Here is an 11,965-nt window from a genome sequence, read left to right as displayed (position 1 = left end):
TCCATGCTGAAGCTTTCACATATTTCCAAAACCTTTAATCCGGGAACAGTAAATGAAAAAGTGGCAATCAAGGACTTGTCCCTTCATCTGGAAAAAGGGGATTTTGCAACGATCATCGGCTCTAACGGAGCTGGCAAATCTACCATGTTTAATGCTATTTGCGGGGACTTTTTTACAGATTCCGGTTCCATTGTGCTGGATGGGGAGGATATTACCTTTATGCCACAGCATGCCAGAGCAAAAAATATTGGCCGGCTGTATCAGGACCCTATGAGAGGGACGGCTCCTGGAATGACTATTTTGGAGAATCTTGCCCTTGCAGCAGGCAGGGGAGGATGGCTCTCTGGCATTTCCAGAAGTGATAAACAGCGTTTCAAAGAGCAGCTGGCCCTTCTGGATATCGGGCTGGAGGACAGGATGAATCATCCGGTGGGATTGCTCTCGGGAGGACAAAGACAGGCACTTACCCTTTTGATGGCGACCATGAATCCGCCGAAGCTTCTCCTTCTGGATGAGCACACAGCGGCCCTTGACCCTGGGACGGCTGAGAAGGTGCTGAACCTGACCAAGAGAATTGTGGAAGAACATCATCTGACCTGTCTGATGATCACCCATAACATGCAGTCCGCACTGGAGCTTGGAAACCGGATACTGATGATGGACTCGGGAGATATCGTTCTGGATATTAAGGGAGAAGAGAAGAAAGGACTTACAGTGGAAGGTCTGCTTGATAAATTCAAGGTGGGAGCAGGTAAGAAGCTGGATAATGACCGTATTCTTCTTTCAAATGAATAACATACAAAAATGCCCCAATTGTCAGATCTTAAGTCTGGCTTTTGGGGCGTTTTAGTAGTAGGAGAAAACTGATTAAATGGAATATCAGAGGATGAATGGCTTCTAGAGCGTGCAGATTGCAGGGATGACTTTGGGGGCAGGCTCTGGGTTTTGGGCCAGCGGCATCATACAATAACAATCTGCTGACGGTATTCGTGAATATAAGCTTTGTTATTTTTTTGCGCCAGGATGCTTTCGTAAAGATTGGAAGCAAAAGTTGTTTCATTTAGTAAATCAATAGCTTCAGAATTTCCATCCAGTTGTTTAGGGGCATCTGGTAATTTTGTAAGAAGAGGAATCCGGCTCTTCTTTTTTATTTCACCAAGAAGGGCAGAGCTATCCCTGCGAAAACCCAGGACCCTGGCATAGGGAATCTGTTCGGGAACTTTACGGATGTGAAGAAGCATGTGCAAAAGAGCCCGCTGGATCCTGGTGCGGGTGATCTCTTTGGTTTTCAGAACCTCTGTAAATTGGGAAAAGGTTTCGTACTGGTCCTTGCAGGAAAGGATTCTTCTGGCAAGGGAATGGGACAGATCCAGGTAAGTGCACAGGCTGTCTTCTGTTTCAGAAAGGAGGCAGTAACGGTAAAGGGCATCCAGGTCGTTTTCCAGAATAAAATGATTCCGGGAAATTTCCCGGAGAAATAATTCCCTGCAGGAGGCCGGAAGAAACTGGTCTGCCACATTATGCGGCAGGGCAGAGCTTAAATCCGGTGCATTTGTGATGGCGCTGCGGATCGCGGAAGCAGAAGGGAAAATACGCTCTGTCAAAGTGGTGTCGTGATATTCATTTCCCTCACGTTTTATGGCTACTGGTCTGATGGGGCTCTTTTCACGTAAAATAGCCTTGCAGTATTCAATTCCAAGAATATTATTGGGAGAAGAAAGAATCTGCTGATAGTCGCTGAATCCGGGAAAAAGTGCAGAAAGTGCCAGGCTTCTGGCTTTGGGAAAAGTGAATCCTTCTTTTAACTTCTGGCGGAGCATATTCTGAAAGTCCTCTGGTTCCCGGGTGAGGATTTCTGCCAGATCCATTAAAACGTTAGTATCCCCACATTCGCTTCCAAAACAGAGAAAATCAGTGACTCCAAGCCGGTCAAGAAGCTGAATACCGCCTCTGGCAAAAAACTCTGCGCTGGCAGTGGCGGCAGCGACAGGAAGCTCCAGAACAAGATCAGCTCCACATTTTAGCGCCATTTCTGCACGGGTATATTTGGAAAAGAGAGCAGGGGTGCCTCTTTGGACGAAATCGCCGCTCATGGCGATGATCACGTAGTCTGCACCAAGTGCTTCCCGTACCTGGCTGATCTGATATTCATGTCCCGTATGAAAAGGATTATATTCCGCAATGATTCCGGCAGTTTTCATAAAATTGCACCTCAAAAAATACGTTGTTCTTCCATATTCTAACATTGAAAAGCTTGAAATACAAGGCCAGGTGGCGTATAATGGAAGCAAGTTACTGGATACTGTAACAAATGAAAGGAGCCATTTAATCATGGGATTTATTGATGTAATCAAAGAAAGAGCAAAATCCAGCATTAAGACAATCGTTCTGCCAGAGACAGAGGATATGAGAACTCTTGAGGCAGCAGACAAAATTTTAAAAGAAGGAATTGCTAAGCTTGTACTTGTAGGTAATGAAGAAGCTGTTAAGAAGAGCGCAGCTGAAGGCGGTTTCGACATTTCCGGTGCACAGATCGTAGATCCTGCAACATCTGAGAAAACTCAGGGATATATTGACAAATTAGTAGAGTTAAGACAGAAAAAAGGCATGACACCAGAGCAGGCTAAGGAGATTCTTCTGAACCAGTATCTGTATTATGGTGTTATGATGGTTAAAATGGGCGATGCAGACGGTATGGTTTCCGGTGCATGCCATTCTACAGCTGATACCTTAAGACCGTGCCTTCAGATCCTGAAGACCAAACCAGGAACCAAGCTTGTTTCCGCATTCTTCCTGATCATTGTTCCGGACTGCGAGTATGGCGCTAACGGTGCATTCGTATTTGGTGATTCCGGTCTGAACCAGAACCCGAATCCGGAAGAACTTGCAGCAATCGCAGCTTCTTCTGCAGAATCCTTCAAGCTTCTGGTACAGGAAGAGCCTGTAGTAGCTATGCTTTCCCATTCTACCAAGGGAAGCGCTAAGCACCCAGATGTTGATAAAGTTGTTGAGGCTACCAAGATCGCCAAAGAGCAGAATCCAGATCTTGCACTTGACGGAGAGTTCCAGCTTGATGCAGCTATCGTTCCGAGCGTAGGTGCTTCCAAAGCTCCGGGAAGCCCGGTTGCAGGTAAGGCTAACGTACTTATCTTCCCAGACCTTGATGCAGGAAACATCGGATATAAGCTTGCACAGCGTCTTGCAAAGGCAGAAGCTTACGGACCTATCACACAGGGTATCGCAAAACCTGTAAATGACCTGTCCCGTGGATGCTCCGCTGACGATATCGTTGGTGTTGTAGCTATCACATCCGTACAGTGCCAGGCTCAGGATTGATGAAAGATCAGTCAGCAATCATACATATAATCATGTAAACAGGAGAGTAAAAAAATGAATGTATTGGTAATTAACTGCGGTAGTTCTTCTTTAAAATACCAGCTGATCGATTCCGACACAGAAGAAGTTCTTGCAAAAGGACTTTGCGAGAGAATCGGAATTGACGGAAGACTGGTATATCAGAAAGCCGGAAACGACAAAGAGATCACAGAGGCTTCCATGCCGACTCATAAAGAAGCAATCCAGATGGTTCTGGAGGCACTTACAAATGAGAAGACAGGTGCGATCAAGAGCCTTGCAGAAGTAAATGCAATCGGTCACCGTATCGTACATGGTGGCGAGAAATTTGCTTCCTCTGCTATTATCACAGATGAGATGATCAAAGCAGTAGAAGAGTGTAACGATCTTGCACCACTTCATAACCCGGCGAACCTGATCGGTATCCGCGTTTGCTCTGAGCTTATGCCGAACGTTCCTCAGGTTGGTGTATTTGATACCGCTTTCCATCAGACAATGCCTGCAAAAGCATATCTGTATGGACTTCCGATCGAGTATTATAAGAACTATAAAGTAAGAAGATATGGTTTCCATGGAACCTCCCACAGCTTCGTTTCCAAACGTGCTGTTGAATTCCTTGGCCTTGATAAAGATAATTCCAAAGTTATCGTCTGCCACCTTGGAAATGGTTCTTCCATCAGTGCTGTACAGAATGGCAAATGTGTAGATACTACAATGGGTCTTACTCCTCTTGAAGGTGTTGTAATGGGTACCCGTTCCGGAAGCATTGATCCGGCTATCGTTGAGTATATTGCAAAGAAAGAGAACCTTGACCTTGCAGGTGTTATGAACGTGCTGAATAAGAAATCCGGTCTTCAGGGAATGTCTGGCGTATCCAGCGATATGCGTGACCTTAGAGCAGCTGCTGCTGAGGGTAACGAAGACGCTAAGAATGCGATCGAAGTTCTCTGCTACGGTATTGCGAAATATGTTGGCGGCTATGTAGCAGCTATGAATGGTGTTGACGCAATCGTATTTACCGCTGGTATCGGTGAGAATGTTGGTATGATTCGTGAGAAAGTATGCTCTTATCTTGGATTCCTTGGTGTTACCATTGATGCTAAGGCAAACGAGGCTATGGGCGAGGAAGTTGTTATTTCCGGAGCTGACTCCAAGGTTAAAGTTGCAGTTATTCCGACTAATGAGGAGCTTGCAATCTGCCGTGATACAGTAGCACTTGTAAAATAATTTAAGTGCGTTCAGGATTGCATGAGCAAAGGCGGCTGCTAATAGACGGACGGCTTTGTGATAATGCAGTATCACTTTATACGAATGTACTGATCCTGCCGGAGTGTATGATTCTCCGGCAGGATTTTATATGAAAAGAAATATTATGTTAGTATTTAACCTGAAAATTTGGCAGCTATTCTAACTTTTTTGAAAAATTATGTTAGATAAGAAAAAATTCAAGTTGACAAATAATGACAGGGTATGTATAATTGATTAAGTGTGAATAGGGAGACGATTATGCAGATACATTTATCAGACATTTCATCCAGCGAAGGTAAGAGCCAGCACTACAGTGTTGCTATCGAAATGGATACTATTACCTTCCAGCAGGGGACTTTTCCAGTACTGGATAAGAAGCCTGTAGAGCTTACTATTACGAATACCGGAGACAGAGTACTGGAGCTTGAAGGAAGCGGTCTTGTGACTGTTGGAATTCCATGCGACAGATGCCTGGAACAGGTTGAGACAGAGATTCCTTTTACGTTTAAGAGGAAGCTTGATATGAAGCTTACAGATGAAGAGCGTGTGAATGATCTGGATGAGAGCAGCTATCTCACCGGCTATGACCTGGATGTGGACCGTTTGGTCTATCTTGAGGTACTGATGAGCTGGCCTTTGAAGGTCTTATGTAAAGAGGACTGCAAAGGGATATGTAGCAGATGCGGGAAGAATCTGAATGATGGTCCCTGCGGATGTGCCGAGGAGCCTAAGGATCCCCGTATGGCAGCTATCAGTGATATATTCAGTAAATTTAAGGAGGTGTAACCGAAATGTCCATCTGCCCAAAGAATAAATCTTCCAAAGCAAGACGCGATAAGAGAAGAGCAAACTGGAAAATGAGCGCTCCGAACCTTGTAAAATGCAGCAAATGCGGCGCACTTATGATGCCACACAGAGTTTGCAAGGCTTGCGGAAGCTATAACAAAAAAGAGATCGTTAAAGTTGAAGACTAATAGCGAACTTTTAAAGAACATCTGAGTTGATCGGGTGTTCTTTTTTTGTGCAGAAACGTAGCTGGAAATATTCTTGTTTTTTGTACAATTTTCATATATAATGATACCAGTGTCAAAAGGTCAAAAAGCTGTTCGTGCTTGCACGATAAAGCTTTTGATCTTGGGACACGCCAAACATGAGGAAGTAGCGATTTACGCAGTAAATCAGCGGATTCCGAATGTTTGAAGGATTGTGGGAGCAGCGTAGCTGCGGAACAATCCGTGGTATCAAGTTAGTGTCAAAATACCTTTTGACACTAACATCATATATAATGATGAGAAGAACAAAGGTTTAAATGCTGTGGTATCAGATATGACAACCACAGAAAACAATACAATGGAATCATTGGAGGAACGAAAATGTCTGAATTAAGCGATAAGATCAGATCAGAGTTTAAAAAATCAGATGATGAGCGCGATGCTCTTATGAATACACCAGAGGATGTAGACCGCTGGGACAATATTGTGTATGGACATGATGACAGGGAAATGCAGAAGCTGGATGTTTACAGACCGAAACAGGCCCAGGGTGAGGATCTTCCTGTTATCATCAGTGTTCACGGCGGAGCCTGGATGTATGGGGATAAAGAGCGGTATCAGTATTATTGCATGAGCCTGGCCCAGCGTGGATTTGCAGTTGTGAACTTTACCTATCGCCTGGCTCCGGAGTACAAATTTCCGGCCCAATTAGAGGATCTGAACCTGGTGTGTAAGTGGGTGATGAAGCGCGCTGGCAGATTCCATTTTGACACAGAGCGTATTTTTGCGGTTGGTGACTCAGCAGGAGCCCATCTTCTTGGACTTTATGCAGGAATCTGCACGAATCCTGCATGTGCAGCCAGATATCCGTTTACAGTGCCAGAAGGCTTTGCACTTACTGCGATCGCCCTGAACTGTGGTGTGTACCAGGTTATAAAAGAAGAGCCGGAAAGTCTGACCATGCAGATCATGAAGGAACTTCTGCCTGAAGGCGGTACCGAGGAAGAGCTGCAGGCTATTAATGTACTGGATGGGATTACCGATGTATATCCCCCGGTATTTTGTATGACCTCTGTGGCTGATTTCCAGAAAGCACAGGCACCTGCGCTGGTACAGAAGTTGATGGAGAACAATGTGCCCTTTGTATATCGTGTGTTCGGAGATAAAGTCAATAAGCTTGGACATGTATTTCACTGTGATATTAAAACGATTGACGCTGCACAGTGTAATGACGCGGAATGTGACTTCTTCAGAGAGTTTTGTTTCTAATGTATTTGAAAAAGGGCTCTGAATAGTTACCTTTTTTCACGGAAACCTGCGGTTCGCCACAGGTTTCTTGTTTTATAAGGAAAAATCCTATATGCTCTGGGAAAGGGGAAAACAAATGAAGAAAAATAGAATTGCCTGGATGGCAGTATGGGTATTGCTGTTTTTCGCTTCCTGCTGTTTTGGCGGAAGAAAAGTGCTGGCAGCGGATAAGGTGATAACAGATTTTTCCAGGATTTTTTATATCCCTGCGGGAGCGATTCAAAAAGGACAGGATTTACAGATGCTTCGTGAAACCTATGACGGTATGGGATGTACTGCATACACGGAAGATGGGGAAGAATTGTATCTGGATGTGATCTGGGATTATTCTGGAATCAATATGCAGACAATAGGGGCGTATGAGATTACAGGAACAGTAAAGCTTCCGGAAGGTTATACGAGTAAGGTGAGCCTGCCTGTGTGGAGGGTGGGAATTTCGGTGCAGAACCAGGGGCAGCCGGAGCTTCATGTGTATTCCAGAATGATTTCTGCCGGTATTTATTATTTTCCATGGATTACAGATCAGGATCCGGATACGATGGAAATCTGGCTGAAAAAAGAAGGCGAAGACTGGGCAAATGTAAGTGAGGAAGGATATGGCATCTGTGATACGGATGGAATGTATCTTTCCTGTCAGAGCATGGTGCCTGGAAACGTATATACATTATCTGTTACCTATAATGGGGGTAAAACCAGAAATCTTACTTATCGGTATCAGTCAGATGGTGTTCTGGACTTGATAAGCTATCAGCCAGGAGCCATTAGCGGCACCATGCAGAAGGACACTACGATCCGTTCCTGCGAATACATAGATGAAAAAAGTCTGCAGCGCTGTATGGTTTATGCGGTGAGAAAAGGACAGAACCTCCGGGAGATAGAGAAAGATCTGGAAGAAACGTTCTATATTCTTGGAAGTACCTGCACAGAATATGAAGATACTGCAGCAAATCCATCTGTAGTTTTGCAGTCTGTGTGGGACTTTAGCCAGGTGGATACAGCTGTTCCGGGAGTGTATAAGGTGACAGGTACCTTTGTGGCACCAGAGGGCTATGCTTTGGAGCAGGAGCTTACGGTACCTGAGGCAGTTGCCTGGATCACAGTTCAGAGACCGGATAAGCCGGAAGTACAGATCTGTTATCTGGAAAGAACGGATACACTGCTTTTTCCGATGATATTGGATGCTTTTACAGATAGCCAGTTAAATGATATGGAGGTATATCTGAAAGAAAGTGGAAAAGACCAAAGGCTGGAAAAGGAGAACTACTATTTTGACAGAAGAGGACTGCATCTTGGAAGGAAAGCGTTACGCCAGAATCAGGAATATGGCGTATATGTGGTTTATCCAGGGGGCAGTACAGGTATTTATACATTTCAATATAATGAAGATCTGATCACCAATGAACACTGGTATGAGCGGAACTATGCGGACAGAGACGGAAAGGATTTCCCGGATATTGATAATGGTCAGGAAAAAGTAACAGATACATCCACGGTTCTTGTGGGAAACCGTTTGTCGGATCTTATGAGCGCAGGGGCAAGCCAGATTCCCTTTGAAAAGGATGGCGTTCTCATAAAGATTCCTTCGGAAGATGTGAAAGACTGGGAGGTAGGAGCTGACGATGAAATCCAGGTGGATATTTCCAAAGAGAATGAGAAAGTATCCATAAAGGTTTCCCAAAATGGAGAGGAAATCACCCGGATTCCAGGTATGACCATAGAAGTTCCGTATACTTCTGGCAGATATACAACGATTCTCACAGATGAAGACGGAAATTCTTATACTGGTACTGAAAATGCGGTACAAGGTGTCGCAGTGATTCCGGTGGATAAAACCGGAGAGTATACCGTGCAGCAGGTACCTGAAGAGAATTCGCAGGAAAAAGAGGAAAGCTCTGACGGAAGCGAAAATTCAGATGGTGACGAAAATCCAGAGGAGGTGGAGAATCTGGATGCGACTGGAAATTTAGATGGAGATGAAAATCTGGCTGAAGCAGAGGATACAGATTCTCTGGAAATCTCCACAGAAGAGTTATCGGGGGATGGAGAAGGCTCCGCTGATATGGAAGAGAAAAACAGTACAGGAACGAAAGATGGAAAATTGGCAATACAGCATAAGAAAACAGCTGCTATTGTTGCAATAACTGCAATTTTGTTAATATTGTTATGGTATTTGCTGGCGAAACGCAGCAAAAAGCTCCGAAAGGGGGACCGGGGTGAAGGAGAACAAGGCAAATAAGAAAAACAGAAAGCTACTGTGGGGAACAGCAGTCATAGCATTGACGTTGTCTCTTATGTTTTTTTATGTATTGTATTGCTCCAATAATAAATACACCACAAAGGAAGAAAAGGCGATACACGGACTTCTGTATGCAGATGGCTCCTATGAAGATCTTCCGGTCTATTATCTGTCCAGAGAGTGGGAATATTATCCAGATGTACTTCTTACACCAAAGGATGATCTGGAAACGTATTATTTCCGGTACATTTCCATAGGGGAATATGGCGGGATGGAGCTGGATGACCGCGAGGGAAATCCGTATGGAAGTGGTACGTACCGTCTTCGGATCATGCTTCCATCGGAGGAACACACATATGGACTGTATCTGCCGGAAATCTATTCTGCATATAATCTGTATGTAGATGGGAATCTTATTGAGCAGGTGGGAAATCCGGATCCGGATCATTATGTGGAGCGGATCCAGCACAGAATGTTTACTTTCAAAGCGCATACCTGTGTGGATATTATGATCGCTGTGACAGATAAGGATTCAGCGTCTCCTGGAATCCAATATGTTCCCTTTTTTGGAAATCCGGTGAAGGTAAATATGGTAAGAGGAATCCCGGTGTTTATTAATTCCTCTGTATTTACCCTGGTTCTCCTGGTGCTTATTTTTTCCATATGGGCATTTTTCAGAACCAGAAGCAGGGCAAATATTCTGTTTTCGGGTGTCTGCATCTGCGTGCTGGGTTACACCTGTTATCCTCTTTTACACACCTATGCTGCACTTCGGGTCCAGCCCTGGTTTTCCCTTGAGATGCTGTTCTATTTTCTGATGTTTCCGGCGATGCTGCTTCTTGAGTATGAGATTACAGGGCAAAAATATAAATGGATAGGCTGGACGACGCTTTTTATGACAGCAGCGGGAATTGGCATCACCATTGCCGGGATATTTGCCGGTGGTATGGAAACAGCTGCTTTGTCTTATGGGATTTCCTGGATGACAGATGGGTTGAAATGGTTTACCGCCCTGTGTCTGGTGGGAACGGCATTTTTTTACACAGAAAGCAGGGATGGAATCCCGCTGCTGGCTGGAACTGTGGTCTATGCGGTATCTCTGGCAGCAGACCGGATCTGGCCCTTGTATGATCCTGTCATAGGTGGATGGTTTCCGGAATGGGGAGGTACGATCCTGGCTGGTGTATTCGGAATGCTTCTTTGGAAAGAACTGACAGACGGGTATCGTATGCGTCTGATTTATGAGGAACAATCCAGACAGATGGAAGTGCGCCTGTTGATGCAAAAAGAGCATTACGAAAAACTGACGGGAGCTCTGGAAGAAGCCAGCCGTACGAGGCATGACATGCGCCAGTATATCCGCACTGCCTCCATGCTCCTTGAGCAGGAACATTATGACGAGCTGAAAGATTATTTTCACAGGTTTGCCAAAGAGAGCAATGAGAAAATGCAGGCTCCTGTATGTTACAGCAAGAATCTGGCAGTGGATGCTCTCCTGCATTATTACGGTTCCCAACTGGAACAGATGGGAATTCGTTTTATGCGCTCAGTGGAAGTGCCGAAAGAAATGAAGATCACAGATCTTGATATCTGCCGGATTTTTGGAAATCTTCTGGAAAATGCTGCAAGAGCAGTGGAAACGGAAGGGAAAAAAGAATCTTATGTTAAATGTATCTGTAAAGTAAGAATGGGGAAACTATTGATCAATATTGAGAATACCTATAGCGGGGAAGTGCGCCGGAAAGGAGATGTGTTTTATTCCACTACTCATAATGGGCAGGGGATTGGAACAGCTTCAGTAAGTAAGGCAGCAGAAAAATACGGCGGGTATGCCGATTTTTCTGCTGAGGACGGAATCTTCCGGGCCAATGTATTTATCCCCTTGGATGAGACAGATGCGGGTGAATAAGGAAACGTGTTATTAACATGTAAACAGATAGTTCAGATATTCTTTTTTTATGGCGTTGGCACCACGCTTACGAATCTGGACGATCTCCTCATTGTCCAGAAGGAAGCCTTCTTCCAGAGCCTTGTGAATGCGGTCCATGTTTACAAGACAGCCCCGGTAGCAGGAAAGAAAACAGGGAAGATCCAAGATCATCTCTTCGAATTTCTGGAAAGTAAGGTAGGTGCGGAGCACTCCTGCGTCAGTATGGAGCTGGACAGCGTTGTGATAGGTATCTGCATATAAAATAGTTTTTATGGGAACACGCACAGGCGTACGGTCACAGATTACTTCAATGTACCGCATGTCCTGTGCGTTTTTTATCTGAATAGAGTCCAGTACTTTTGTAAGCTTGGCAGTATCAAGAGGCTTCAGGAGGTAATAGGCAGCCTGGACATCATAGCTTGCAACAGCGAAAGCATCGCTGCTGGTGACGAAAATCAGGGAACAGGAATCTCCCTTTTCCCGAAGCCGGAGTGCAACATCCATTCCGTTGGACTGATCCATATAAATATCAAGGAAAATCAGATCATATCTTCCCGGGGTATAGGTTTGCCAGAATGCATCTGGAGTGCGAAAGGTGTATAATTGTATTTCCAGCTGCCGGGCGGCATAATATTCCCTTGTGGCAGAGGAAAGAATATCAAGATCAAGCTGAACGTCGTCGATAATCGCAATTTTCAATGTAAAAATCCTCCGTAAGAAGTGGCATAGCTTCCAAATATCACCGAAAGTGTCATCTCATCCCATGTGTATTGTTTTTCGAAAATAAATCCGATATAGTTATCTCAAGGTGATGAGGTGCTTAAAGATGCTGATTCCTTTCCTTTGGCAATTCTGAAAGACCTTTATATCATATCACAAAATACGAAAAAAGTGAGG

Annotated in this window: 10 protein-coding genes; 8 read left to right on the top strand and 2 right to left on the bottom strand. The window is 44.6% G+C overall.

The window, feature by feature from the left end:
- Positions 1-3: 3 nt before the first annotated feature.
- Positions 4-795, top strand: a complete 792-nt coding sequence (locus ACTQWB_RS03095; RefSeq protein WP_441500305.1) for an ABC transporter ATP-binding protein — start codon at positions 4-6, stop codon at positions 793-795.
- 164 nt (positions 796-959) lie between these two features.
- Here the strand turns inward: ACTQWB_RS03095 and ACTQWB_RS03090 are convergent, their stop codons facing one another.
- Positions 960-2,201: a nucleotidyltransferase gene (locus ACTQWB_RS03090; RefSeq protein WP_441500304.1), complete on the bottom strand. Its 1,242-nt coding sequence runs from the start codon at positions 2,199-2,201 to the stop codon at positions 960-962.
- A gap of 130 nt (positions 2,202-2,331) precedes the next feature.
- Between ACTQWB_RS03090 and pta the strand changes: the two genes are divergently transcribed.
- From pta to ACTQWB_RS03055, 7 genes are all read left to right on the top strand, one after another.
- Positions 2,332-3,336, top strand: coding sequence for a phosphate acetyltransferase (pta, locus tag ACTQWB_RS03085; RefSeq protein ID WP_441500303.1), 1,005 nt, complete (start codon positions 2,332-2,334; stop codon positions 3,334-3,336).
- A gap of 54 nt (positions 3,337-3,390) precedes the next feature.
- On the top strand, positions 3,391-4,581 hold the full coding sequence (locus tag ACTQWB_RS03080) for an acetate/propionate family kinase (protein ID WP_441500302.1): 1,191 nt from the start codon (positions 3,391-3,393) through the stop codon (positions 4,579-4,581).
- A gap of 279 nt (positions 4,582-4,860) precedes the next feature.
- Entirely contained in the window at positions 4,861-5,388 is a 528-nt protein-coding gene (locus tag ACTQWB_RS03075; protein WP_441500301.1) for a YceD family protein, read from the top strand.
- A 5-nt stretch (positions 5,389-5,393) separates the two neighbouring features.
- Positions 5,394-5,576, top strand: coding sequence for a 50S ribosomal protein L32 (gene rpmF / locus ACTQWB_RS03070; RefSeq protein WP_077610953.1), 183 nt, complete (start codon positions 5,394-5,396; stop codon positions 5,574-5,576).
- Between the two features lie 399 nt (positions 5,577-5,975).
- Positions 5,976-6,863, top strand: coding sequence for an alpha/beta hydrolase (locus ACTQWB_RS03065; RefSeq protein ID WP_441500300.1), 888 nt, complete (start codon positions 5,976-5,978; stop codon positions 6,861-6,863).
- A 115-nt stretch (positions 6,864-6,978) separates the two neighbouring features.
- Positions 6,979-9,138, top strand: coding sequence for a hypothetical protein (locus tag ACTQWB_RS03060; RefSeq protein ID WP_441500299.1), 2,160 nt, complete (start codon positions 6,979-6,981; stop codon positions 9,136-9,138).
- Complete coding sequence (locus tag ACTQWB_RS03055) at positions 9,116-11,047, top strand: GHKL domain-containing protein (RefSeq protein ID WP_441500298.1); 1,932 nt, start codon at positions 9,116-9,118, stop codon at positions 11,045-11,047. Before ACTQWB_RS03060 ends, ACTQWB_RS03055 begins: the two co-directional genes overlap by 23 nt.
- Positions 11,048-11,059: 12 nt before the next feature.
- On the opposite strand, the gene ACTQWB_RS03050 is transcribed toward ACTQWB_RS03055, so the two are convergent.
- The gene (locus ACTQWB_RS03050; RefSeq protein ID WP_441500297.1) at positions 11,060-11,767 is read right to left on the bottom strand and encodes a LytR/AlgR family response regulator transcription factor; all 708 of its coding nucleotides are present in this window, start codon (positions 11,765-11,767) and stop codon (positions 11,060-11,062) included.
- Between the last annotated feature and the right edge of the window lie 198 nt (positions 11,768-11,965).

The sequence above is a fragment of the Blautia sp. HCP3S3_H10_2 genome, from assembly GCF_052122375.1.
Lineage (GTDB): Bacteria > Bacillota > Clostridia > Lachnospirales > Lachnospiraceae > Blautia_A.
This window is presented reverse-complemented; position numbering and strand designations above follow the sequence as displayed.

Excerpts from the sequence above, each read along its gene's own strand:
- ACTQWB_RS03065 (WP_441500300.1), top strand. The coding sequence starts at position 5,976 with ATGTCTGAATTAAGCGATAAGATCAGATCAGAGTTTAAAAAATCAGAT.
- pta (WP_441500303.1), top strand. The coding sequence starts at position 2,332 with ATGGGATTTATTGATGTAATCAAAGAAAGAGCAAAATCCAGCATTAAG.
- ACTQWB_RS03075 (WP_441500301.1), top strand. The coding sequence starts at position 4,861 with ATGCAGATACATTTATCAGACATTTCATCCAGCGAAGGTAAGAGCCAG.
- ACTQWB_RS03090 (WP_441500304.1), bottom strand. The coding sequence starts at position 2,201 with ATGAAAACTGCCGGAATCATTGCGGAATATAATCCTTTTCATACGGGA.
- ACTQWB_RS03060 (WP_441500299.1), top strand. The coding sequence starts at position 6,979 with ATGAAGAAAAATAGAATTGCCTGGATGGCAGTATGGGTATTGCTGTTT.
- ACTQWB_RS03095 (WP_441500305.1), top strand. The coding sequence starts at position 4 with ATGCTGAAGCTTTCACATATTTCCAAAACCTTTAATCCGGGAACAGTA.
- ACTQWB_RS03080 (WP_441500302.1), top strand. The coding sequence starts at position 3,391 with ATGAATGTATTGGTAATTAACTGCGGTAGTTCTTCTTTAAAATACCAG.
- rpmF (WP_077610953.1), top strand. The coding sequence starts at position 5,394 with ATGTCCATCTGCCCAAAGAATAAATCTTCCAAAGCAAGACGCGATAAG.